At 48.0% G+C, this 25,370-nt stretch carries 24 protein-coding genes; 13 read left to right on the top strand and 11 right to left on the bottom strand.

The features are described 5' to 3' along the window. Nucleotides 1–10 precede the first annotated feature (10 nt). Nucleotides 11–1,936: a glycoside hydrolase family 97 protein gene (locus tag GK108_RS14610; protein ID WP_163949511.1), complete on the bottom strand. Its 1,926-nt coding sequence runs from the start codon at nt 1,934–1,936 to the stop codon at nt 11–13. A 685-nt stretch (nt 1,937–2,621) separates the two neighbouring features. Between GK108_RS14610 and GK108_RS14605 the strand changes: the two genes are divergently transcribed. Next, entirely contained in the window at nt 2,622–3,257 is a 636-nt protein-coding gene (locus GK108_RS14605) for a dioxygenase family protein (RefSeq protein ID WP_163949509.1), read from the top strand. Between the two features lie 75 nt (nt 3,258–3,332). On the opposite strand, the gene GK108_RS14600 is transcribed toward GK108_RS14605, so the two are convergent. The 6 genes from GK108_RS14600 to GK108_RS14575 form a co-directional block, all read right to left on the bottom strand. After that, entirely contained in the window at nt 3,333–3,851 is a 519-nt protein-coding gene (locus tag GK108_RS14600) for a DUF4199 domain-containing protein (protein WP_212592800.1), read from the bottom strand. 48 nt (nt 3,852–3,899) lie between these two features. After that, nucleotides 3,900–4,538, bottom strand: a complete 639-nt coding sequence (locus GK108_RS14595) for an ankyrin repeat domain-containing protein (protein ID WP_163949506.1) — start codon at nt 4,536–4,538, stop codon at nt 3,900–3,902. Between the two features lie 63 nt (nt 4,539–4,601). Further along, nucleotides 4,602–5,150: a DUF6624 domain-containing protein gene (locus tag GK108_RS14590; RefSeq protein WP_163949501.1), complete on the bottom strand. Its 549-nt coding sequence runs from the start codon at nt 5,148–5,150 to the stop codon at nt 4,602–4,604. A gap of 228 nt (nt 5,151–5,378) precedes the next feature. Next, nucleotides 5,379–8,018, bottom strand: coding sequence for an ABC transporter permease (locus GK108_RS14585; RefSeq protein ID WP_246224902.1), 2,640 nt, complete (start codon nt 8,016–8,018; stop codon nt 5,379–5,381). 21 nt (nt 8,019–8,039) lie between these two features. Continuing rightward, nucleotides 8,040–10,685 (bottom strand): ABC transporter permease, encoded by a 2,646-nt coding sequence (locus GK108_RS14580; protein WP_163949499.1) that lies wholly within the window; start codon nt 10,683–10,685, stop codon nt 8,040–8,042. Next, a complete protein-coding gene (locus GK108_RS14575; RefSeq protein WP_163949496.1) occupies nt 10,682–11,020 on the bottom strand; it encodes a PadR family transcriptional regulator in 339 nt (112 codons plus the stop codon). The genes GK108_RS14580 and GK108_RS14575 overlap by 4 nt, the downstream gene beginning before the upstream one ends. 393 nt (nt 11,021–11,413) lie before the next feature. Between GK108_RS14575 and GK108_RS14570 the strand changes: the two genes are divergently transcribed. Together GK108_RS14570 and GK108_RS14565 are read left to right on the top strand one after the other, a co-directional pair. Beyond that, a complete protein-coding gene (locus tag GK108_RS14570; RefSeq protein WP_163949493.1) occupies nt 11,414–11,647 on the top strand; it encodes a hypothetical protein in 234 nt (77 codons plus the stop codon). Beyond that, the gene (locus GK108_RS14565) at nt 11,637–11,966 is read left to right on the top strand and encodes a type II toxin-antitoxin system RelE/ParE family toxin (RefSeq protein WP_163949490.1); all 330 of its coding nucleotides are present in this window, start codon (nt 11,637–11,639) and stop codon (nt 11,964–11,966) included. The genes GK108_RS14570 and GK108_RS14565 overlap by 11 nt, the downstream gene beginning before the upstream one ends. A gap of 139 nt (nt 11,967–12,105) precedes the next feature. Here the strand turns inward: GK108_RS14565 and xerD are convergent, their stop codons facing one another. After that, nucleotides 12,106–13,017, bottom strand: a complete 912-nt coding sequence (gene xerD, locus GK108_RS14560; RefSeq protein ID WP_163949488.1) for a site-specific tyrosine recombinase XerD — start codon at nt 13,015–13,017, stop codon at nt 12,106–12,108. A 74-nt stretch (nt 13,018–13,091) separates the two neighbouring features. On the opposite strand from xerD, the gene aroQ reads away from it, so the two are divergent. The 10 genes from aroQ (at nt 13,092) to GK108_RS14510 (ending at nt 20,578) form a co-directional block, all read left to right on the top strand. After that, nucleotides 13,092–13,514: a type II 3-dehydroquinate dehydratase gene (aroQ, locus tag GK108_RS14555; RefSeq protein WP_163949485.1), complete on the top strand. Its 423-nt coding sequence runs from the start codon at nt 13,092–13,094 to the stop codon at nt 13,512–13,514. An 83-nt stretch (nt 13,515–13,597) separates the two neighbouring features. Beyond that, nucleotides 13,598–14,629, top strand: coding sequence for an aminotransferase class V-fold PLP-dependent enzyme (locus GK108_RS14550; protein WP_163949482.1), 1,032 nt, complete (start codon nt 13,598–13,600; stop codon nt 14,627–14,629). Nucleotides 14,630–14,652: 23 nt separating this feature from the next. After that, on the top strand, nt 14,653–15,231 hold the full coding sequence (locus tag GK108_RS14545; protein WP_163949478.1) for a MarC family protein: 579 nt from the start codon (nt 14,653–14,655) through the stop codon (nt 15,229–15,231). Nucleotides 15,232–15,347: 116 nt separating this feature from the next. Further along, nucleotides 15,348–16,244, top strand: a complete 897-nt coding sequence (gene bla / locus GK108_RS14540; RefSeq protein ID WP_163949475.1) for a class A beta-lactamase, subclass A2 — start codon at nt 15,348–15,350, stop codon at nt 16,242–16,244. 62 nt (nt 16,245–16,306) lie between these two features. Then, nucleotides 16,307–16,774: a pyrophosphohydrolase domain-containing protein gene (locus GK108_RS14535; protein ID WP_163949473.1), complete on the top strand. Its 468-nt coding sequence runs from the start codon at nt 16,307–16,309 to the stop codon at nt 16,772–16,774. Nucleotides 16,775–16,878: 104 nt separating this feature from the next. Then, entirely contained in the window at nt 16,879–17,877 is a 999-nt protein-coding gene (gene cobT / locus GK108_RS14530; RefSeq protein WP_163949470.1) for a nicotinate-nucleotide--dimethylbenzimidazole phosphoribosyltransferase, read from the top strand. Nucleotides 17,878–17,993: 116 nt separating this feature from the next. Next, on the top strand, nt 17,994–18,776 hold the full coding sequence (locus tag GK108_RS14525; protein WP_262887420.1) for an adenosylcobinamide-GDP ribazoletransferase: 783 nt from the start codon (nt 17,994–17,996) through the stop codon (nt 18,774–18,776). 147 nt (nt 18,777–18,923) lie between these two features. Continuing rightward, nucleotides 18,924–19,565, top strand: coding sequence for a histidine phosphatase family protein (locus GK108_RS14520; protein ID WP_163949465.1), 642 nt, complete (start codon nt 18,924–18,926; stop codon nt 19,563–19,565). Nucleotides 19,566–19,618: 53 nt separating this feature from the next. Next, the gene (locus GK108_RS14515) at nt 19,619–20,173 is read left to right on the top strand and encodes a GNAT family N-acetyltransferase (protein WP_163949462.1); all 555 of its coding nucleotides are present in this window, start codon (nt 19,619–19,621) and stop codon (nt 20,171–20,173) included. A gap of 42 nt (nt 20,174–20,215) precedes the next feature. Then, nucleotides 20,216–20,578 (top strand): DUF1304 domain-containing protein, encoded by a 363-nt coding sequence (locus GK108_RS14510; protein ID WP_163949459.1) that lies wholly within the window; start codon nt 20,216–20,218, stop codon nt 20,576–20,578. 14 nt (nt 20,579–20,592) lie between these two features. Here the strand turns inward: GK108_RS14510 and solA are convergent, their stop codons facing one another. The 3 genes from solA to GK108_RS14495 form a co-directional block, all read right to left on the bottom strand. Next, the gene (solA, locus tag GK108_RS14505) at nt 20,593–21,753 is read right to left on the bottom strand and encodes an N-methyl-L-tryptophan oxidase (protein ID WP_163949456.1); all 1,161 of its coding nucleotides are present in this window, start codon (nt 21,751–21,753) and stop codon (nt 20,593–20,595) included. 11 nt (nt 21,754–21,764) lie between these two features. Beyond that, the gene (locus GK108_RS14500; protein WP_163949454.1) at nt 21,765–24,398 is read right to left on the bottom strand and encodes an MGH1-like glycoside hydrolase domain-containing protein; all 2,634 of its coding nucleotides are present in this window, start codon (nt 24,396–24,398) and stop codon (nt 21,765–21,767) included. A gap of 118 nt (nt 24,399–24,516) precedes the next feature. Beyond that, nucleotides 24,517–25,326, bottom strand: a complete 810-nt coding sequence (locus tag GK108_RS14495) for a glucose 1-dehydrogenase (RefSeq protein WP_163949451.1) — start codon at nt 25,324–25,326, stop codon at nt 24,517–24,519. Nucleotides 25,327–25,370 lie beyond the last annotated feature (44 nt).

The following is a 25,370-nucleotide window of genomic DNA, read 5'->3' as shown; positions in this document are numbered from 1 at the left end:
CTCACCTATCTTACTCATTAACAAACTGAATAATAAAGCCTCCTTTGGGCGCAAAAGCAGACTGCCAACTCGATGTGACAGGATAGGTTTCCGTTTTAAAGTTCATTAAGGGATCTTCGCCTTCCGTTATAACTCTGAACTTAGAAAAACCCTTGGCATACTTGGCCAGATCGAGCTTAACAGGTACTACCTTATTGGTACCATTGATACCGATTATGTAGGAAAACTTACCCTGCTGACGAGCGAGGATGAGTTGTTCGCCCGGCTGGGCCACAATACTTTCTGTTTTATCCCAGGTGGCAGGCATATCGATCAATAACTGGCGAACCGACACAGGCAGGGAATCAAATGATTCTTTAGAATCAGCAAAATGGATAATGCCCGACGTATAGATCATAGCCGTAGCCAACTCATGAGCAGCAGTATTCAACCGGGGATATTTTCGGATGGTTAGGGCAAATGGTGTATAGTCGGTAGGGCCGGCCACGTTTCGGGTGAAGGGCAATACCGTATTCTGTTCGGCGGCTAAATCAGGATACCTGGATTCATAGAAATAATGCTCCGCCCCCAAAACTGCTTCGGCAGTCATGAAATTTGGCCAGGTTCGATGCCAGCCTCTGGGAACAGTTGTCCCATGCAGATTGACCAGTAAATGTTCGTCAGCAGCATCCTTAAAAAGCGAGTCCAGGCAAGCCATCACCTCCTGACGATCTGAACACCAAAAGTCGATTTTAACCCCTTTGACGCCCATAGCAGCTAGCTCTTTAAATCGCTTTCTTCTTTTTTCGGGATCGAAAAACCTCTCCGAATAGCCCCAAACCATAGGCTTAATCCCCTGAGCAGTCGCTTTTGCAATGATTCCCCCTTCTTTATCGGCTTTCTCCCAGCCAGCATCAAACAGCGTATAGCCGAAACCAAGTGATTGGGCCAGATCGGTAAACTGATTATATCTGTCAGGAGAATGATCCTCGGGATGGGACCACCAGGACCAGGTGGCTTTGCCCGGTTCGATCCAGGACGTATCATCCAGCTTAGCGGCAGGCGCCAAATCCGTAATCAAACTTGACAATAGGATGTCCCCAGCCTGTTCACCAATAATGATCACCCGCCAGGGCATGGTCCAGGGAAGTGTGGAAACGGGATAATGGTTCTCACTCAAAGGCAGGGTGTATTTTTCGTCTTTTTCCGCAAAAGCAATGGTATAAAGTCCACCCCTGGAATCGGGTTTCAAATGACAACCGGGAAACGAACCATCGGTTGCGGATTCGGCCAATAAGACCCAGTTTTTACCCTCATTTACCTGAAATAAAGCTGGCATACACCAACCCACCGACGGATTACGCGGATTACGGATGGAGTCGCCAGGATGTATATTGAGGTAAAAATCTTCGTAGCCCGGCGTAACCTTTCCTGCTTTATTATACGGCTGCAGCCAGCCCCTGGCTTTTTTTTCGATCTGAAAGCCAGTGATCTCGTTGTTGATTTGTCGCTTTTTTATAGCCTGATCCGGAAACCGATAGCGAAACGCTACGCCCTCCTGCCCGGTTACCAAATCGATGATCATCAACGCGCCTGACTTATTTTTGAACGTAATACTTCTGGTTTCAAACGTATGATCAATCGTTTTGACGTTCCCCACCTTTAGCTCGTAGTTCTCCCGTCTTTCGGCAACGGGTGAAACCTTAACGAGCGAGAGCCCAGCCGTAAAATCCTGATCATCACAGGCCAGGCCAAGCGGAGAGTCGGCAATAATGGGTTTATCCCGGCGAGTTATTCGATAGCGCAATTCTCCTTTTTGGGTTAAAGACAACGTAATCTTATTGGCTCCAAGCTTAGAATTTAGGCTCATCGATTGGCTGACGGCTTTAAAGCTGCTGAAAAGCACCATAGCGCCGACTAAAACGGGAAGAGTTTTATACGTATATCTGTTTCTCATACGACCGATTAAGATTCTTGGTGCCAAGGTAGAACGGCCCATGAAAAACACGATTTGCCGTTAACTCTACTTATTCTCATAAGCGATCTCGTAGTTATCACTGGAAATGGCTAGTCCTGATACTGATCCGTAAAGTCCTGCTCATCGATTTCTATTGCTGACTGGCAACCTGGTATTTCGCTCAATAATAAAGACAGCAAGAATGAGTCGAGTCCCCGTTTGCTGTTCTGGCACAGTGGTGTTAACTACGTAGTTGGCTCCATGAAAGCCGTTTAGGCCGCAGCCAAAACTTGATGCCAACTGAGGTGCTTTTGTGGCGATGCTGATCTAGAAAAATTTTGCCTTTGGAAATTCACTACGTTGTAATTATTTCCAGAGGTGTCGAATAACTAAGCTATGTATGAAATTATTCCTGCATCAGCATCTTTCATCAAAAGCTATTACACCTTTGTTTGATACAGAAATATGAGAGGCAAGATTGATCTACTTTTTGCACTTTATTGTATGGTTATGCACTTAGAATGCTCAAATACGCATCAAACATACACTCGACAAAAAAGTTAGAGGAGCGGAAAGAGTCTTTGCTACTCGTCTATTTTTCTGTCGGTGATCTACTATGTTTTGGATTAAAAAGCTTGTTATTCTTTGCTCAGGAATTCCGAAAACGATACAAAACCGATTCACCATGAAAGCCAAACGATTGATACTGCTGGCTGCTACGTTGCTCATAACGGTAACTACCTTCGGCCAAACCAAACTGGTTGGTGGCCCCTGCGAGGGCTGCGAAGCAATTCATGAAAGTCCAGTGCCATTCGACAAGCTGAACGCATTGACAAAACTCCCCGACACTAGGTCGGTTGGACATAAACCTATCGCCATCACTGGAACGGTCTACAAGGCCGATGGCAAAACACCTGCGCCGGGCGTTGTCATCTATATTTACCATACCGATGAAACGGGCCACTACACCGCCAAGGCGGGGGCTAAAGGCTGGGAAAAACGGCATGGTTCGCTACGTGGCTGGGTGCGTACCGATACGAATGGCTTTTATAAATTCGTTACGTTACGTCCCGCACCGTACCCCGGCCATTCCGAACCGGCTCATATCCACGTCACGATAAAAGAACCCGGCTTACCCGAATATTATATCGATGAATACGTATTTGACGATGATCCACTTTTGACCGCAGAAAAGCGAAAAACACTCGACAATCGGGGTGGCAGCGGTATTCTAAAACTCAGCGATGTTGGCAACATCTACAAAGGCGAACGACCTATTTATCTCGGCAAAAACATCCCCAACTACCCAACTAATCGGTAGATTACCCTACGTAGCAAGCGCATCCAATCGCTGTTTAACGTACTGCAGAAACACTATGCCAGTCCTTTAGACAGTCTAGTGAGGGGCGACACGATGGTTAACGCTACGTCCACTTTTGGTCCTAACAAAAAACATAGCAATTGCGGTTGTTAGTATACCCATGATCAGGGCTCCTATCGCGCCCTGGACTGCGTAGTTTTTGTAATTAAAGTTTGCGGCAGCTTCAGCTGTGGTTTTGTAATATCCTAATTCAACGGAACGTTTGATTACATTCGGAAAATAGTCCGGTGTGATTAGATTCGACGTAATCCACTGGGTCAATGGGCTCATTAAGGAAATCAGTACCGATAAAATAATGCCTGAAATCAGCCCTTGTCGGTAAGACATTTGCCCGCCAAAGACGTTCTTCTTTTTATCCTTGAGCGCTAAGACCATCACCCAAATCGCCGGAATGGCAAACAGATTCGTCAGGTATAGGTGATAGTCAATGTATTCTCCGTGAAGTCCGGCCAGTTTTTCCAAAGCCACCCAGAGCAGGCTCATCAACGAAAGCAGGATGGCCCACTTACCTTCAATTGTATATGTCTCGATCATGTCGTTATGCTTTAAAAACCTTGTCTGTCGGCATTTAAGTAAACGGTTTTAGCGTAACAATGCCCGTAGTTCGGTATCGTCCTCATCGAGCAGATCAACAGGCGCTTTGCCTTCTTTATTGGGTGTGCTCTTATCGGCTCCGGCTTCCAGCAACAAGCGTACACATTCGATCTGGTTGTTCCGATTAGGCTGACTGCCGGATGTTAACCCGTGAACGGCCCACAAGAGCGGGGTTCCCTCAAACGTCGTGCATTGCCGGTGGATATCGGCACCGGCTTCAATAAGATGCCTGACAAGTTTGTCCTGTCCCGTCCAGGCGGCCCAATGTAAAGCCGTACCACCGTAACAGCCCGGATGATTGATAGTAGCGCCTTTTTCAATATACAAACTGCCTACCTTTTCGGCCTGTAGACTAGCAGCTGCCACAAGGGGCGTATCCTGCGAGTCGACCAGGCCAAACCCATCGACATTAGCGCCAACGTTTAAAAACAGCTCAGCGATTTCGACGGCCTCATCATCCGTAATTGTTTTGCTGAATACATCGTCACAGATTCGATGAAGCGGGTGCGCTTTGGTTGTGTTATGGTCATCGTAAGGCAGCCCCTCGTTGGCAAGCTCCGGATTTTGGCTGAGCACGTGCCTAATGGATTCCAGGTCGTTGCTGGCAATGTAGGTTCGTAGTGTCATTATTATTTGTTGTTTACTGTTGTTTCTGACGTAGTAGCATGGTTCGTTCAAGGGTACGAACCATCAGATCCAGCCCGCTTTCCGACGCCATTCCTCAGGGCCGGAATCTGGCTGAAGCTCTGCAAGGGTTGGGCTAAATTCAACGATACGTTCCTCAGGTATCGGCGGTAACTGTAGTTCTTCGCGAAGCGTATTGACGGCTTCTTTGTTTTCAACGGGATACATGTGTTGCTCGTCGTAATACTGCGTACCGTACCGCTGTGGACGACCTTCAAAATAACAGATCCGGTCGTAGAGATACGCTACGTTCTGGGGGTTGATATCATCTAATACGTTCTGCATCAAGGCGTAGCAGTGTCTCATAAACGAAGCCTCACCAATGGCGTGCTGCGCAATCAGCCATGCGGCCTGGCTGGCTTCGTTACCGACTTTCGAACGGGTTGGCCAGCCGATCAACGCAATGATGTCGCGCAGACGGGCCGCATTGGTCCGATGAACGGCTTCCATGTCAGGATGGTAACCGTCGAAGAGCGTACCGTCGGCCAGCAAACGATCCCGAACAGCCAGATCGTGGTTTGCCATCTGACTAATTTCCTGCGCCAGCTGCTTCATTTTTCTTTATTTTTTTGCGATGATGATCAATCCGTTGACAGATGAACAGGTTCCTTTGTCCGTACTGCTTTATCGTTCCACGGTTCAATTCTAATACACCCAAAACATAATCTTTTTACGTTGTAGCGATCCACAAAATTTTTTTCTGGAATCATACCTACACAAAACAGCAAAGGGCATAACGTATACGCTACGTTATGCCCTTTGCCGGTACGCTACTCCCAACCACTACTCGCTACGTAACGATTTGACTGGGTTCATCAAAGCCGCTTTGATGCTCTGAAAACTGACCGTCAGCAAGGCGATGCCAATGGCCAGTGAGCCAGCCAGAGCAAATAACCACCAGTCGATCGTAACCTTATAGGCAAATTCATTCAGCCATTGATTCATACACCACCAGGCAATTGGGGAAGCAACCAAAATAGCAATCAAAACCAGTTTCAGAAAATCCTGTGAAAGCAAAGCAACAAGGCTGACGATACTGGCACCCAATATTTTACGCACACCAATTTCCTTCGTGCGCTGCTCAGCTGTGAACGCAGCCAGTCCAAATAATCCCAGGCAGGCTATCAGAATAGCCAACATAGCAAAATAAAAAATAATACGCCCTGCCCGCTGTTCAGCCTTATATTGAGCATCCAGATCCTGATTTACGAACCCATATGAAAATGGCGATACGGGCTCATTTTTCTTGTAGACGGCTGCCAATCTGGAAAGCGTTTGGCCTATAGCGCCAGGCTCTGTTTTGACAAGCAGATTGAAATACGGATTTGATGGCTGATAGCGAAAAATGAACGGCTCAATGGCAACATGAAGTGGTCGAAAATGAAAATCTTTCAACACGCCAATCACCAGCCCATCTTGTCCCCAGTGCTTGATCCGCTTGCCCAGCGCCGTTCTTAGCGTCCAGCCCATGCGTTTAGCGGCTGTTTCGTTAATTAGGTATGCTCCCAACGTACCGGAAGTATCCGACGGGATTTGCGCGGAGAAATTTCGTCCAGCGAGTACCTTCATGCCCACTGTCGACACAAAATCCTGATCGATATTCATATTGGTCATCAGGAATTCGTCTTTCGGGGCCTGCCCCTCCCATTCAACAAACGCGGAATTTGTGATACCCACCAGATTGCTCGTCGTGAGGGACGCCTTTGCCACACCTGGTAGTTGTTCAACCTGCTGTTTGAAGGTCCAGGCCTTCGCCCGCAAATCGCCCTTTAACCGAAGATAGATCAGATGCTCTTTATCGAAGCCCAGTTTAGCCGTCTGTACGAAGCTTAACTGCTTGTAAATAACAACGGTAGCAATACCCATGCTAACCGAAAGAACGAACTGTCCAATAACCAGTATTTGCCGGAAGCTACGTCCTTTCCCCGCATTGACGATACCTTTTAATGCCGTAACGGGACGGAATGACGACAGGATAAACGCGGGATAAAGCCCTGTTAGCAAACTCACTACGCCTGTCATTCCAACCAACAGAATCCAGAATAAACCAAGATGATACGGTAGTTGCAGAACCTTCCCTGAAATATCATTGAAAAGCGGTACTAGAAAGTTGGCTAAAAACACGGCCAATCCAACAGCCAGCCCCGTCGTTAGCAGCGCTTCGCCTAAAAATTGCCCAATTAAATTTAGCTGTTGGGCACCTATTGTTTTGCGCACGCCAACTTCTTTAGCTCGTCCTGAAGCCCTTGCTGTAGCAAGATTAATGAAATTAATGATGGCTATCAGCAAAACGATTAACCCGACCGCAATGAAAATTCGCACGTAAACAATATCACTTCGCTTGCCCCAATCGGTCTCGAACGAAAATTTTGAGTGCAAATAAATAGCCGACAGGGGCTGTAGCATCAATTGCGTTTTATCGCCATTAATATAGCGTTGTAGGCTGTTTCTGATTTTATGAGCAAATGGCTCCAGGCCAGCCGATGTGTTCGTTAATTCAGGCCGTAGCTGGAGGTAGGTATGGTAACTGTTGCTGTTCCATTTCATACTCCACTCGTCGTTTTTTTCGAGCCATTTGAAGGGTAATAACACATCAAACTGAATATGCGAGCGGGATGGTGGATTACGGGCTACCCCGACCAATTTCAGGGTTTGCTGAGTGTTTAGTTGGATGAGTTGTCCTAGTATATGCTTATAAGGCCAGTCTTTACCATAGAACCGCTCCGCCATACCTTCCGAAAAAATCACCTCATCAGGTCCCTGAAATGCAGTCGTTACATCGCCTAAGAGTAGCGGGAAGTCAAACAAGGCAAAAAAAGAGGGATCAACAATCAGCATCTTGTCTGGTTCAATGGCCTGGCGTCCATGCGTCAACAAACCCGACCATCGGCCAATGCGCGTAGTGAGTTCCACTTCAGGAAAATCCTTCTTCAGTGATGCGGCTAATGGCCCTGGCGTGACGGCTACATCATAAATACCATCAGCCTGCTTCTGTTTTTCGACTACCCGATAGATGCGGCTGTAGTTGGGATTGAACCGGTCGTAACTTAATTCATCGAGTATATACAAAGCGATCAGCAGGCAGCAAGCCATACCGATGGCCAACCCACCAATATTCAGCAAACTATATAAACGATGCTTCTGCAACGTTCGATAAGCGATTTTGAGGTAATTGCGTAGCATGGCAGTAGTTAAGTTCGAATAGGGCTTGTGTTCCTGTTCACGTTTTCGCACAAAGGGCGGCAGTACCGACACTACGTTGAGCAGATACCGCAGCGTAGCCTGGGTTTTGCCCGACCGGGCAGACCAGTACGTATAGAGTTCATCCAGATCGCCTTCCACCTCCTCCAACGTATCGTCGGGATGGAGTTTAGTCAGCAGCCAGTGGGCAAAACGTGGAGGTTCGTCGGTGCGGGATTTCATGGGTTGGCGTGGCTTCCTTATCTACTCACTACGTAGCGATCGAACCGGGTTCATCAAGGCGGCTTTGATGCTCTGAAAACTGACCGTCAACAACGTAACGGACAATGCACCTACACTGGCTGCGGCAAAAACACCCCAAGATAGAGTAGTATGGTAGCTGTATTTCTGCAGCCATCGGCCCATAAAATACCAGGCCGTTGGTGCGGCAAACAGACAGGAAATAAGTACAAGTACCACAAAATCCTTGGATAATAGCTGCCAAAGACTGGTTACGCTGGCTCCCAATACTTTCCGAATTCCGATCTCTTTCGTACGCTGTTCGGCTACAAAACTGGCCAACCCAAACAACCCGAGGCACGAGATAAAAATGGCCAGAACCGTAAAAAGTAAGCCGAGTTTACCGATACGTTCTTCGGCAGCAAATTTCGACGCGTATTCCTGATCCGTAAATTTATAGTCGAACGGACTGCCTGGGTTGAATTTGCGGAAAACGGCTTCAATTTTTGGGAGTGACTCACTGGCGCTGCGCACTGGATTGAGCTTTATGTTAATCACATTCGCCCAATCATAATTCAGCATATAAACGGTTTGCAGGACTGGTTCAAAGGGAGACGCCATAAGCATATCCTTAATGATCCCCACTACGCGAAATACTTTGCCGTTCCACCTAATCTGCTTACCTACCGGATCTTTTAGGCCCATATACCGTACCGCTGTTTCATTCAGGACCATGCCCGATGAATCGCTGGTGAATTGGCGGGACAGGTCCCGTCCTTTTACGAACTGCCAACCGACTGTTTTGCCAAAATCATGCGACACCGCTATGGTTCCCAGATTATCCTTGAAGTTCAGATCTTTGCCTTCCCAGTCGAAACCGCTATTCTGCGACTTAAGATCCGTCGCCGGAGCCGACGAGGTCGACATATCGACAATGGCTCCTGTTTCCAACAGCGCGTTACGTAGCGCATTGTAATGCTGACGCAATTCTGGCGTGTTTATCGCAACCGTAATGAGCCCGCTTCGATCATAGCCGACCGGCCGATTTTTAGCATACTCAATTTGCTGAAAAACGATGACTGTACCGATAATGAGCGTAACTGAAACCGTAAATTGTATGACCACCAATACCTGACGCGGAATGGACGTGAACCGACCAACCCGGAATCGTAGCGACGAACCAGTACCTTTTAGGACTTTAATCGGCTGAAACGATGATAAGTAAAGGGCCGGATAACTACCAGCAATCAGTCCGGTCAGCAGACTGAAGACTATAATCAAGAGCCAGAATACAGGACTTGTCCATAAAATACCAATCCGCTTATCCGCTACGTCGTTGAAAAAGGGGAGCGTCAATTGCACGAGTAGTATCGCCAGCACAAAAGCAATCGCAACAACCAGCAGCGATTCGCTGAAAAACTGACTGATCAATTGGCTACGTAGCGATCCAACCGCTTTGCGTATACCCACCTCTTTGGCGCGTTTTTCGGAACGGGCCGTCGATAGGTTCATAAAATTGATACAGGCCAGCAGCAGCACAAACACGCCAATAATTCCGAACAGCCATACGTACTGAATCCGTCCTTCTACATTTCCGGCTTTATCCCACCCTGTGTAAAGGTGCCATTCACGCATGGGTTGCAGGATAACTTTAGGCTTTATGAAGGCTACTTCTGGCGAATGTTTCAGTCGTATGTCTTTAATTTTTTCCGATACGGTCTTAAATGTTGTATTGGGAGCAATCTGGACCAGTACCTGCCAGGAGAAATTACCCCATACTCCGCTGTCCTGAGCCTCTTTTATCCAGGGTTGATCCAACAGATACAACTCCCAGGGAGCAATAAATTTTATATCTCTGAACTCCGTATTGTACGGAAAATCTTCATAAACGCCCGTTACGTTCACATCCAGCTTATTGTCTATTTTCATGCTCTTACCAACCGGGTCAGCGGTGCCAAAAAGAGCGTACGCTACCGATTCTGACAATAAAATCGACGATGGATCTTTTAAGCCTGCTCGTGTACCACTCAGCATTTTCAGCGTGAGCATATCAGGTGCATTAGCACTCAGATAGTTGCCCGATTTACTAAGTTTCTTATCACCGTAAGCCAGAATGTGATCATCAGTCCAGGACGACATAACAACGTGCGAAAAATTATCGCCGTAAACTGTCCGAAGTTCCGGCCCCATTGGCGCTGGGTTATAGCCTCCATGAAACACTTCCCCTTCAAACGTACCGGTTTGCAATACTTTGGCAATTCGGTCATAGTTCTGAAAATACCGGTCAAACGAAAGTTCATCGTATATCCACAAACCTATGAGTATGGCTACAGCCATTCCCACGGCCAGTCCACCGATATTGATGAAGGAATAGCCTTTATGCTTTACCAGCGAGCGATAGGCTATTTTTAGGTAATTGGATAGCATAGCCAAACGGTAGTTTGATGCGTTATGGTATTGTTGTTTATTGGTTTTGCGCCGTAGCACAAAGGGCGGCAGTACCGACACTACGTTGAGCAGATATCGCAGCGTAGCCTGGGTTTTGCCCGACCGGGTAGACCAGTACGTATAGAGTTCATCCAGATCGCCTTCCACCTCCTCCAACGTATCGTCGGGGTGGAGTTTAGTCAGCAGCCAGTGGGCAAAACGTGGTGGTGAGGACTTGTTCATATTCCATTGAGCTGAAGCGTATTGGGCGGTAACAGCTGCCAAAGATCCTGCCGAAGCTGCTGAATTTCCTGCAGAGCCCGACTACCCAGGGCTGTAATCCGGAACAGGCGCTTACGGCGCCCGCCCCGCTCGGCTGTAGCCCCCCCCAACTCCGATCGCACAAACCCTTTTTCTTCCAGCCGAATCAGCGTATTATGTACCGTACCGAATGTAACGATACGTCCTGTATGTTCTTCCAGAGCCTGACTGACCGTAACGCCATATCCTTCTCCATCCAGAATAGCGACCATCAGCAAAACCACTTCTTCAAATTCACCCAAATACGTCCGGCGCATAAGCCAAGGCCATTAGTTTACATTTTATCGTACAAATACATTACCAAATTCCAAAAACCTCATTTAGAGGCTCATGAGCGGCTTTTTACAGTAAAACAACACAATAACAATGTCCGTAAATGGACAGATTTTGTCCGGGGCAGGACAACGTAGCGTCAAAAAATTTTGAAAATTTTCAGCGATTGATAAACAATCGTTCCTAGGTAAAGTTATATATATGTATTCGCTGATAGACGGAGATGCTGTGAAAGGCACCTGCTTTTTTCAAATTAACTGCTCTAATAAGCGAACCAAAAAGCCAGGTGACTTCGCGTCGTCTGGCTTTGTTTTTTACAGTCCCATCCACTTGATATCAAAATCATTTTCGCCTACTTTTGAGAAAAGAGCATTCGTATGAATCTGCAAATTATTCACGATAGTAAAGGGAACCCAACAGGTGTTTTTATTCCGATGCAAGATTGGAAACAGCTCAAGAAGCGTTACGTCGGATTGGCTGAATACGAAGTCGAAGAGCCAACAAAAGAACAACTTATTACTGAATTGAAAGCAGCGATTCAAGAACTGAAAGACGTCGAAAAAGGTCAGAAACAAGCGCGTCCTTTGGCTGATCTGTTAAATGAGCTATAAGATTCTGACACTAACTGTTTTCGACAAACAGTTAAAAAGGTTGGCGAAGAAGTACCCGTCTATCAAAACCGATTTGGCTCAACTGGGCGAAACGTTACTGGAGAACCCAACACTTGGGCAACCATTGGGTGGTAATTTTTATAAAGTTCGGCTTAAGATTACATCGAAACGTACAGGAAAATCAGGCGGAGCTAGAATCATCACCTACGTAAAGATTATCAATGAAACAATTACGCTCTCTTTTATTTATGATAAATCGGAACGTAGTACTATTGCTGATGATGAACTAGATGCGTTACTAGGCCTGCTAGAAGATTAGTCATTGCTAAAAAAGTCCGAGCTAGACAGGGATGCTGTGAAAGGCACCTGCTTTTTTCAAATTAACTGCTCTAGCAAGCGAACCAAAAAGCCAGGTGACTTCGCGTCGTCTGGCTTTGTTTTTATTGCTCCCTGCTAGTTTACGAATACCGCTTTTGGCTTCTGGGGTGAAATTCACGTAGCGTTTGCTGCAGATAGTCGCGGTCGAGATGGGTATATATTTCGGTGGTGGTAATCGATTCGTGACCGAGCATCTGCTGAACCGCCCGCAAATCGGCACCACCTTCAATCAGGTGAGTGGCGAAGGAGTGACGGAACGTATGCGGACTGATATTTTTCCTGATTCCCACCTCATCGGCCAGTTTTTTGATAGTCGTAAACACCGATATTCGGGAGAGCTGCTTACCTCGCAAGTTCAGGAAAATAGTGTCTTCGTCCCCTTTTTGTACGTCGAGTTTTGCCCGAACATGCTCGATGTAGATACGCGTATAATGCATCGCATCCTGCCCTATCGGCACCAACCTCACTTTATCCCCTTTCCCTAATACCCGAACGAAACCAGCATCGAAATAGCAGTTCGTCAGGCGAAGGTTCAGTAGTTCCGAAACGCGTAAACCAGAGCTGTACAGAACTTCGAGCATAGCCCGATCACGAGTACCACCGGGCGTCGATAGGTCGATAGCGGCCAAAATGGCTTCGATTTCCGGAAAACTAAGTGTGTCGGGAAGCTTACGGCCCAGCTTCGGGGCTTCCAGCAGTTGGGTCGGATCGTGCTGAATCAGGTTTTCGAGCAACAGATATTTAAAAAATGATTTCAATCCAGAAAGCATCCGTGCCTGGCTGTGAGCCGACAGCCCCAGCTCGCCTAGATATTTCAGAAAATTCATTAACTGCTTCTCGCCCACCTGCATTGGCGAAAGGGCCGGATCGGTCAGCAAGATATATTCGTATAACTTTTCAGCATCGTGCAGGTAAGCCTCAACCGAGTTTTCCGACAACGACCGTTCGAGTTTGAGGTAGTTCTTAAAGGCGTTTATATAACTTTGCCACATACTGGTAGCCTGGACGGCCACGTCCAGGTAATAAAATGCTGATTTAACCCGGACGTGGCCGTCCAGGCTATACAATGAAACAGATTCTGATCATAAACGGCCCGAACCTCAACCTGTTAGGCAAACGCGAACCAGATATTTACGGCAATCGCTCGTTCGTCGATTATCTCAAAACGCTGGAAGAGCAGTTTCCTGACGTGCAACTTCGCTATTTTCAGTCAAACCACGAAGGCGAGCTGATCGATAAAATTCATGAACTGGGCTTTACAGTCGATGGAATCGTCATCAATGCGGGAGCGTATACCCACACGTCTATTGCCATTGCCGATGCGCTTTCGGCCATAACCGCTCTGACCATCGAGGTCCATATTTCCAACGTTCATGCTCGCGAGTCGTTTCGCCATCACAGCTACCTGTCGGCCAAATGCAAAGGTATTATTGTCGGCCTTGGCCTGAAAGGCTACGAAATGGCAGTACGGTATTTGTTAAGTTTATAATGGCTTATGGTTTGTCGTTCATGGTTTATGTAACAATAAACTATGAACAACAAACCATAAACTCCCTACCAAAGCAAGACGTAATGATCACCTTTTATCCCGGTCCATCGAAAGTATATCCGCAGGTCGCTGATTATGCAGTTGACGCCATCCGCGAGGGTATTGTCAGTCTCAACCACCGTAGCGCTGGTTTCATGGATGTTGTTAAAGAAGCGGTTCAGTTGCTGCACGATAAACTCAGCATTCCGGCAGATTATCATATTGCGTTCGTATCGTCGGCAACGGAATGTTGGGAAATTGTAGCTCAATCACTAACCAGAGCGGCCAGTCTACACCCCTACAGCGGGGCTTTTGGCAAGAAATGGGCCGAATATGCATACCGCATCAAACCGCCGACCGAATTGAATCAGGCCGATGTGCTATGCCTGGTGCAAAACGAAACCTCCAATGGCACGCAGGTGACGATGGAAACAATGGCCCAGTTTCGACGGGAATTTACGAGCATCGACGGCTCTGCACTCATTGCCGTCGATGCGGTTTCGTCTATGGCTGGTATTGCTTTCGACTGGACATTGGCCGACGTCTGGTTTGCTTCTGTACAAAAATGTTTTGGCCTCCCGGCTGGCTTAGCTGTTCTGGTCTACTCGCCGGCAGCCCTGAAACGAGCCCAGGAAATCGGCGAAAATGCCCATTACAATAGCCTCCTGTTTATTCATGAGAACTTTGCCAAGTTCCAGACGCCTTACACACCCAATGGCCTGGGTATTTACCTGCTGATGCGGGTGTTGCAACAAGTACCCCCCATTGCCGAAGTCGACGTAACAACGCGTAACCGGGCGAAGGCATGGTATCAGTTTTTCGAGCAGGATATGGCGGGCTCGCCTTTTCATCTGCTAGTTAATAATACGGCCGAGCGTTCTGATACGGTTATTGCGGTTGAAGGTTCTGAATCGGCAATCAAAGCAGTGAAGGCATCGGCCCAGCAGGCAGGCATCACACTCGGCAATGGGTATGGCGACTGGAAAAACACTACGTTCCGTATTGCGAATTTTCCTGCTATCACCGACGTCGATATTGAAACCTTAAAGCGATTCCTTTTGTCATTCCAGCAATAATCGGTTAAGAATGACAACCTACCATGTTTAATATAAAAGAAATTGCTTCTGTCACGCTCATTCTGTTTTCGGTCATTGACGTGATTGGCTCACTTCCCGTCATTATCGATCTGCGCCAGAAAGTTGGTAAAATAGAATCTGAGCAGGCAACAATTGTATCGGGTGTACTGATGGTTTCCTTTCTGTTTGTAGGCGAACGTATCCTGAAACTGTTTGGCGTCGACGTAGCGTCCTTTGCCGTGGCCGGTGCGCTGATCATATTCCTGATTGGCCTCGAAATGATTCTGGGCCGGACGATTTTCAAACCGGAAGAACACGCATCGGGTGGCGCAACGCATATTGTACCGATTGCTTTCCCCCTCATTGCCGGAGCCGGTACGCTAACTACCATTATTTCGTTACGTGCCGAATACCAGATCGCCAATATTATTGTTGGCATTATTCTCAATCTCTTGCTGATCTATGCGGTTCTGAAATCATCGGGATGGCTCGAAACACGGTTAGGATCAGGTGGTTTGTCGGTACTCCGTAAGATCTTCGGCATCATCCTGCTGGCCATTGCCATCAAGCTGTTCAAAACAAACCTGATCTCTGGACTGTGATTAAACGTAATTAGCCGGACCACTTGCTAAACTGACAGGCCAATCGTTACAGTGTGCCATGATTACGGGCACCCACCTTATCTTTGCAATCAGACGTTTTTCCCTTCCGCTATCTTATGAGACCTGCTTTGTTATTTGTTGCGCTGCTATTTTCCATTTCACCAATTCACGCTCAGGTGAAAGAGCTGCAGACAAAAATTGAGCAAGTCATCAAAAATAAGAAAGCAACGGTGAGCGTAGGGATCTACAACTTTGGTAACCACCAGACACTCCTCATTAATGGCGATAAGCACGTGCCTATGCAGAGTGTATATAAGTTTCACGTTGCCCTGGCTGTGTTGAAAGAAGTCGACAAACGTCGGTTCAAACTCACCCAGAAGATGCACGTAAAGAAAAGCGATTTAACTCCCGGACTGCACAGTCCAATGGGGGAAGACTATCCTAACGGCGAGGTGGACTTACCCTTATCCGATATTATTCGCTACATGGTTGCTGACAGTGATGGCAGCGCCTGCGACTACCTTTTTCGACTGCTTGGCGGACCGAAACAGGTCGAAGCTTTCATTCATCAGCTTGGCATTCGGGATGTATCCATTCGAGATACGGAAGCGATGATGCAGGCCAAAGGGAACTGGAACGTGCAATACACGAACTGGACTACGCAGACAGCGATGCTCAGTTTGATGAAGTTATTTTATCAGCACAAAATCCTCTCTGCCAGCAGCCATAAGTTCCTTTGGAACGTAATGCTGGGCACCACAACGGGACAGGATCGACTCAAGAAACTACTGCCTGCGGGTACGTTAGTTGCCCACAAAACAGGTACGTCGGGCACCAATAAAGATGGATTAATGGGCGCTGTCAACGATGCGGGTTTTATTGCCCTGCCGAATGGCGGGCACATGGCGATTAGTGTGTTCGTGACAAACTCAACCGAACGTATGGCAACGAACGAGAAAATCATTGCCGACATCGCCAAATTGGCTTACGATCACTACGCCAGAGCAAAGTGATTAGAATAGGGGATAAAATCCCACTCAGCGAAATCAATAAATCAACGTAATTATAGTTTAGAATGCACTCTCCAGACTCACTTGCACAGGTTGCTGAATTTCACCGAACGTTTCACGCACCCGTTCTTGATACGCCACAAATACCCTCCGAAGCTCGTTGTAACCTACGGTTGGCCCTGCTAGCCGAAGAACTCGATGAATTCCGCGATGCTATTGCCCAGGGCGATATTGTAGCGGTAGCCGACGCCCTTTGCGATTTGCAGTACGTACTGTCGGGAGCGGTGCTGGAATTTGGCTTAGGTGATACATTCAAAACGCTTTTCGAAGAGGTTCAACGGTCAAATATGAGCAAAGCCTGCCTGACGGTCGACGAAGCGGAAGCAACCGTAGCCCAGTATCAGGCCAAGGGAGTCCCCTGTCACTACGTAGAATCAGATGGTAAGTTCCTGGTTTATCGGGATGCCGATCACAAAACGCTTAAAAGCATCAACTACTCCCCCGCCGATCTGGAGACTATACTCTCAGTTTAATGGTTTACAGTTTATGGTTCATAGTTGGCTGACGCGTCAGCAACTATTCTGCGTCAGCTAACCATAAACTATAAACCATAAACCATCTTTCCCTCTTGTCAACAATGGCCTCATCACTGGAAGAAACGGTTCGACAACGTATTGACTATAAAACTAAACCGATTGGGGCACTGGGCCAATTGGAAGAACTGGCACTCCAGATTGCGTTGATCCAACAGACGGAGACGCCCGTATTGACCAATCCACACATGCTGGTGTTTGCGGGCGATCATGGCCTGGCCTCCGAAGGCGTGAGCGCTTACCCCGCCGACGTTACGTATGGTATGGTCAAAAATTTCATTGCCGGAGGAGCAGCTATTAATGTTTTCTGCAAACAAAACGGCCTGAAGCTGCTGGTTTGCGACGTTGGCGTGAACGGGACTTTTGACGAAAACACGGAGCGTTTTGTCAAGTACAAGATCCGTCCCGGCACCCGAAATATGCACGTTGAACCCGCCATGACACCCGACGAATGTGCAGCGGCCATAGACGCCGGAAAAACCCTGGTGAACGGCATTCAGTATCGGGGCTGTAACGTAGTGGGTTTTGGCGAAATGGGCATTGGCAATACGTCGTCAGCATCGTTACTGATGCATCGATTCACCAACCTTTCTCTTCCTGACTGTGTTGGGCGTGGCACCGGCCTCAATGATGCTGGTTTGCACCGAAAACTTACCATTCTCCAATCGGTTGCGGACCAATATCAGCATCTGACCAACCCCACCGACATCCTGGCGGCAATGGGCGGTCTGGAGATTGCGGCAATGGTGGGCGGCATGTTACAAGCCGCTGAAAACGGTATGGTTATTCTGGTTGACGGCTTCATTGCTACGTCGGCGCTTCTGGTGGCAACTACACTAAATTCGGCAGTCCGTCAGCACTGCATTTTCTGTCATCAGTCAGATGAGGCAGGCCATCGACTCATGCTTGATTTGCTCAACGCTAAACCGTTGCTCAATCTGAATCTTCGGCTGGGCGAAGGCACCGGCTGTGCACTGGCTTATCCCCTCGTGCAGGCTGCGGTCAATATGCTCAATGACATGGCAACTATGGACATTTTATAAAGGTGTTTTCAGTCTATGGTTTATAGTTTATGGTGGCTGACGCGTCAGAAGTATCCTGGGCCAGCCACTATAAACTGAAAACTATAAACTGTAAACCATAAACTAAGAACCTTCCCTTGCGACTCTTCTTTACCGCTCTCATGTTCTATACCCGCCTACCGGTTCCGAAGGGTATTGACCATTCGGCTGATACCTTAAACCGGTCGACCATCTTTTTTCCGCTGATCGGCTGGCTTGTAGGCGGTATTGGCATTGGCGTGTACTGGGTAAGTACGATCCTGTTTCCACCAACCTACCTGCCCATCCTTTTTAGCATGATCGCAACGATCTGGGTAACGGGCGCTTTTCACGAAGATGGCTTTGCCGATGTGTGCGATGGATTTGGCGGGGGCTGGACAAAAGAGAAAATTCTGGCTATCATGAAAGACAGTCGGCTGGGCACCTACGGTTCGGTGGGGCTTGGCTTGCTGCTAGCTGTTAAGTTTTTTGCCCTACAATCCATGTTGACGGTCGAAGCATTCGGGTGGCCAGTTGCCCTGAAATATCTCTCCGCCCATAGCCTGAGCCGGTGGATCGCGGCTACAGTGATCCGGTCTCTGCCCTACGCCCGCGAAGATCTGGACGCCAAGGCAAAGCCCATTGCCCAGGGCCTTACAGCCGGTCAACTAACAATTGCTACGTTATTTGGGTTGGCTCCCTTACTGGCTTTAGTTGTTTACACCACCCTCTGGATTTATCTGCTGTTTCTGATTCCGCTGTTTTTAGTACGCTGGCGATTTATCTGGTTTTTCCGGAAATGGCTGGGTGGCTATACCGGCGACTGTTTGGGCGCTGTACAGCAGGTAACAGAAGTAATCGTGTATCTTTCCTTTGTATCGCTTTTGTGGGTCTCGGTTTGAGATGTATGAGGTAAGCCATATGTTTTATTAATCGATGGTGTTATCCGACACTATCGTGCTATCGCTCAATAAAAACAGACTACTGCGTGTAGGTTTATTGGCAAACTCATTATATGCCATACATCTAACATCATATACCATAAACCAATGGATGTTTATCTGATTCGTCACACGGAAGTGGCGCTAAAAGAACGGGTCGCTTACGGGCAGTCGGATATCGATCTTGCTGATACGTACGAAGAGCAACGAGACCGCCTGATCGCCCATTTACCGGACGATCCGATGGCTATTTTTTCGTCACCGCTACGTCGCTGTCGACAATTAGCGGATGATTTATCGCGCAATTTTTCGCCTGGGAGTCAGATAGAAATTGCTCCGGGTCAAAAAAAGACGGTCGATTCCCATCCACTACCCGTGCAGACCGACGACCGATTGAAAGAATTTTTCTTCGGTGACTGGGAGATGGTCCCCTGGAATGATATCGACCGCGCAACACTCGACTCCTGGATGGGTGACTTTGTGACCATAAGAACCCCAAACGGAGAGAATTTTTTCGATCTATTCGAGCGAGTTCGCGATTTCTGGCAATCATCCATTATGCCACTGGCACAATCGAAGCCAACTCAACCGGTCTTTATTGTCTCGCATGGCGGTGTTATCCGCGCCCTGCTTTGTCTTTTTCTGGATTTGTCGCTACAAAACGCCTACCGCATCAACCTGGATTATGGAGCCGTTACAAAACTGACCGTCAATGGGTCGTTTTATACAGTTCAGTACATAAACCGATGATAATGTTCTGAATTTAGCTAGCTTACGGGTGCAACTACTCCCATTCATTCCCTATGCTGAGCGTACATTTCAACCCTTTTCCAGAGCTGGTTACGGAGCGACTTTGCCTTAGGCAACTACGACGCGACGATGAAAACGATTTCTTCGCGTTGCGGTCTAATCCCGACATCATGCGGTTTATTCCTCGTCCCGTTGCGCAGTCGGTAGCTGATGCTGCTGAACTGATTCAGAATATCAACGATGGAATTCGTCAGAACAACAGTATTACGTGGGCTATCACCCTCAAGCAATCCCCCAAAGTCATTGGAACCATCGGTTACGTCCGAATGGCGAAAGAGCATTATCGGGCTGAAGTTGGCTATCTGTTGAGCCTGGACTATCAGGGTCAGGGCATCATGCAGGAAGCACTTCGGGCGGTGGTTAACTACGGCTTTCAAACGATGAAGCTACACTCCATCGAAGGCATCATCGATCCCGACAATACCGCATCGGCTAACGTGCTAAAGCAGGCAGGATTTGTTCAGGAAGCTCATTTCAAAGAAAATCAATTCTACCACGGTCGGTTTCGTGATAGTGTTTATTATTCGATACTGACGCCTGTTAACTAGAACGATCACTCTTTCTCCCTATCATCTACCAACCTTTTCGCCATGAAACTCATTTCTCAACTCCTGATAAGTCTGGTTGCCATTGAGCACGTGTATATTCTTTGGATGGAGATGTTTGCCTGGACAACCCGAGGCCGAAAAACGTTTAAGTCGCTAGCTCCAGAGCTTTTTGAACCTACTAAAGCGCTGGCTGCCAATCAGGGATTGTATAATGGTTTTTTAGCCGCCGGGCTGATCTGGTCGTTGCTCATCAACGATCCAATTTGGAGCAAGAACGTAGCGTATTTCTTTTTAGGCTGCGTGATTGTTGCCGGAGTATACGGCGCAGCAACGGCCCAACGCTCTATCTTTTTCGTTCAGGCATTACCGGCCATCATAGCCCTGATCTTCACCTTGCTGGCGTAGCCTACCGCGACACACTACGTATTAAAATGGGTCAGGCTGAAAGGCTTTATGTCGAAATCGGTACGTTCCTGGATAGCCAGCTCAGCCAGAATCTGCCCTACCGCAGCCGAGTGTTTAAAGCCATGCCCCGAACAGGCCGATGCGATCAATACGTTCTTATGAGCTGGGTGATAATCGATTAGAAAATCGCCGTTCGGCGTCATTGTGTACATACATACTGCCGATTTAACACATTTAGGTCCAATACCCACAAAGTTGGGCGCTACGCACTGTTCATACATCGAGCGAGTTTCCGCTTCCGAAACGGTACGGTTAATGGACTCGGGAGAGGTTGTTTGCTGGTACGTTTCCATCGCAATTTTGATCCCATCACCAGAATTGCCAATGGCCGGAAACCCATACATATCCCGATCACTCAGAATAAATACAGGAAAACGATCAGGCATAAACAAATGATAATTTTCCTCCACATCAAACCAGTACTGCACTTGCCGGTAGACTTTCAGCAAGTTCCGATAAGGCGTATCGGCCAATGAATCCGTTACCCAAGGGCCTGTAGTTAGAATCAGCTTTTTCGTGGAATACTCACCCACATTCGTATGAACCAGAATGCCATTACTTGTCTCCGTAAACGAGAGCATTCGTTCGTTGCTTCGTACGGTTGCTCCGTTTTGGCTGGCCTGGTTCAATTGGGCGGATATACATCGTTCGGGATTCAGAAAACCGGCGTTAACTTCATAATAACCTATATCATCGTCCTGAAATCGAAACTGCGGAAATTCGTTACAAAGCGTTCGATTATCGAGTAGTCGATGCGCAATAGTGTACTGCTCCGCTGCCAGAATGGTAGTTGACAGAAAACCGGGCTTATTGTGCATCTGCACATCGGAATTTGCCCGACCCACGAACAGACCGCCGTTTTTCGTGATCAGTTGCTGTCCCGTTTGTTCTTCAAGCTCCTGCCATATGGCGTACGAACGTAGCGCCAAGGGGACAAAATAGGAACCCTCCCCGATGGCCTGCCGCGTAATACGTGAATCGCCATGCGTCGAACCCAGGGTGTGGGGTGGATTAAACTGATCCAGTCCCAATACGTTCGGTGTTTGTCGGGAAAGCTGGTAAAGCGTAGCACTGCCCATCGCTCCTAATCCTACTACGATTGCGTCAAAAACCATATCTCGACTCGTTATTTCCAGCTGCCATATTTTCGATCAATCAATTCAGCAACGAGCCCAGTCCAACCGGTCTGATGGCTGGCTCCAACACCACGCCCGTTATCGCCGTCGAAATATTCATAAAACAATACGTAATCCCGAAAATAAGCATCCTGGTATTTAGGATGCTGGCCAAACGTAGCGCGTTTTCCGTTCACATCCAGTGTAAACAGACTGATGAGCCGATTCATTAATTCGCTGGCTACGTCGTTCAGCGTAATCTGCTTTCCTGATCCAATCGGATACTCAACCGTAAAATCGTCGCCGAAGTAATGATAAAATCGCTGAAGTGTTTCAACCATCAGGTAGTTTAACGGCATCCAGACCGGGCCGCGCCAGTTGCTGTTTCCGCCAAACATATCACTATCACTCTCGGCGGGTGTATAAGCCAATCGGAACGTAGTGTGGTCGAGCGTAAACTCATAGGGTTGATCCCGATAAATTTTCGAAACTGCCCGAACGCCGTGCGGGCTCAGAAATTCAGTTTCATCCAGCATCTTGCTCAACAACGATTTCAGGCGGAAACCACGTAGCAGACTCAGCAGTCGTTTTTCACTTTTTCCGGTTTCGGTATACCGCGAAACCTGATTATACAAATCAGGCCGATGGCTTTGAAACCACTTCATTCGATCCAGAAAAGCGGGGTGGGCTTTTAGCAGATCGTCATCCAGAATTTCGACGGCAAACATAGGTATCAGGCCCACCATAGTCCGCACCCGCATTCGCTTGACACTGCCATCCGACATTCGAAGCTGATCGTAGAAGAAGCCATCCTGCTCATCCCAAAGCCCTATGTTCGTTTCGCCAATACTGGTCATTGCTCCGGCGATGTAGAGAAAATGGTCGAAAAACTTCGTTGCCAGTTCGCCATATACGTGGTCGTGCCGAGCCAGCTCCAGCGCGATTCGCATCATGTTCAGAGCATACATGGCCATCCAGCTCGTACCATCGGCCTGCTCCAGATGGCTGCCGTCGGGCAGTATAGCATTGCGATCAAAAACACCGATGTTGTCCAGCCCCAGAAATCCGCCTTCGAAAATATTATTTCCTGTTTCGTCTTTCCGGTTAACCCACCACGTAAAATTCAGCATCAGCTTATGAAAAATGGCGCGCAGGAACGTAATATCTTCTTCGCCGGGCGGTTTACGTTCCAGCTCCATATGGTAAATCCGCCAGGCTGCCCAGGCATGGACGGGCGGATTTACATCGCTAAACGACCACTCATAAGCAGGCAATTGTCCATTAGGATGCATGTACCATTCATTGGTGAGCAACATAAGTTGTTGCTTGGCAAACCCAGGATCAATTACGGCTAACGTAACGCAGTGAAATGCCCAGTCCCAGGCAGCATACCAGGGGTACTCCCATTTGTCTGGCATGGAAATAACACTGGCATTAATTAGCTGCAACCAGGAATGATTTCGTCCTTTCAGTCGCTCAACGGGGGGCGGAGGACTGTTGGGATCACCAGTCAGCCACCGCGCTACGTCGTAGTAGTAATACTGCTTGCTCCAAAGCATTCCGGCAAATGCCTGTCGTTGCACTAATTTCTCGTCGTTCGTTGCCTGGAAAGGCTGAACGTATTCATAAAACTCATCAGCTTCCACTTTACGCTGTGTCAGAATACGCTCAAAATCGTCGAATGAGTTTTGCTGGCCGGATGGTTCCAGCCGAAGCCGGATCGTCGCCGAAGCTCCCGATTGAATAGTCAGCGAATAATGGGCCGACGTTTTTGTGCCTGTCTTTGCTGGATTGACGGTTTCTCGACCATATACTACGTAATCGTGAATACCATCTTTGGGGTAGCGAGCTCCATTATGCGTATTATACAAGCGAACCAGGTTAGATTCGTTGTCGCAGAATAGCCAATCAGGCTGACCGTCGGCATGGAGCACGTAGCGCCCCAGCCCAACTTGTTCGGCCAGCACGGTTCCGTCGGGCTGAAGCGATAGTTGTGGATGAGCGCTCAGCACGCCATCCGAATCATCACCCCAAATCCAGGTATTTCGAAACCAGAGCGTCGGCAATACGTGTAAATCAGCCGCTTCTGGCCCCCGATTGTACACGGTAATACACATCAGAATATCCTGCGGGCCCGCTTTGGCGTACTCGACAAATACATCGAAATACCGATCCTCATCAAAGATACCAGTATCCAGTAACTCAAACTCAGGATCAAGCCTTGTCCGCCGATGATTTTCAGCGACTAGTTCATCATAGGGATAAGCCGACTGAGGATATTTGTAGAGCATCCGCTGATAAGCGTGGGTGGGCGTATTGTCGAGGTAGTAATAAAGCTCCTTTACGTCCTCTCCATGATTACCTTCTTCGTTACTCAGGCCAAAATAACGCTCTTTCAGAATTGGGTCTTTCCCATTCCAGAGTGCCAGCGCCAGACATAGCTGCTGCCGATCATCGCAAAAACCGGCGATCCCTTCTTCCCCCCATCGGAATGTATAGCTGCGCGCCATATCGTGGGTGGTGTAGTTCCAGGCATCCCCATTGGCACTGTAATCTTCTCGCACTGTTCCCCACTGGCGGTCAGACACATAAGGTCCCCATTGCCGCCAGGCAGGATCTTCTAAACGTTGTTGTTCGGTGGTCATAAACTGAGTTTTCAGTTTATAGTTTTTGGTTTATAGTTTATAGTGGTCAGACATGCCGGTTCGCAAAGCGGTCTTGCGTCAGCCATTATAAACTATAAACCAAAAACTATAAACTCCCTTACCCTCCTGACGCAAAACTTTCAAACACCGTCATGCCACCATCGATAAAAATGCTGGCACCCGTGATGTAGTCGGATAGATCGGAGGCTAAAAACACGGCCAGATTACCAATATCGGATGGCTGGCCAATGCGATTATACGGAATTAAGGTCATTAAACTATTCATCGCCTGCGGAGTTTCCCAGGCTGGTTTATTGATGGGGGTCTGGATGGCTCCCGGACAAATACTGTTTACCCGAATTTTGCGGTCGCCGTATTCCTGCGCTAGGGACTGCATCAGCATCTTGACGCCACCTTTCGACGCAGCATAGTTAATATGACCAGCCCAGGGAATCAGCTCGTGTACCGAACTCATACAGATAATTTTGCCAGTAGCCGCTGATACGTCAGGACGAGGCCCTCGCCGTAGAAACTCCCGAATGGCTTCGCGAGCGCACAGAAACTGACCAGTCAGGTTAATGTTGATAACCGTATTCCATTGGTCGAGTGTCATCTCGTCAAACTTGCCGTCCCGCTGCAAACCGGCGTTATTCACCAGAATATCGACCGTTCCGTACTGCTCAATCACATCAGCAAACATCTTGATGACTTCGTCTTCTTTGCTGACATCGCACTGGGCAATTGAACCCGTTCCGCCCGCGTCAGTGATTTCTTTCAGCACCGCTTCTGCCGCCGATTTGCTGGATGGCGATGAATGATTGACAATAACAGAGGCCCCAGCCTCGGCAAGTGATTTAGCAACGCCCGCTCCAATACCGCTACTGGAACCAGTCACAATCGCAATCTGCCCTTTGAGTACATGATCCATGAACATGAAGTTTTTACAGATAACCAGATAAAAAAGTAAGCTTT

It is taken from the genome of Spirosoma terrae, assembly GCF_010435915.1.
In the GTDB taxonomy this organism is placed as follows: Bacteria; Bacteroidota; Bacteroidia; order Cytophagales; family Spirosomataceae; genus Spirosoma; species Spirosoma terrae.
Note: the sequence above shows the minus strand (reverse complement) of the source record. Positions and strands in the feature narration are given on the sequence as shown.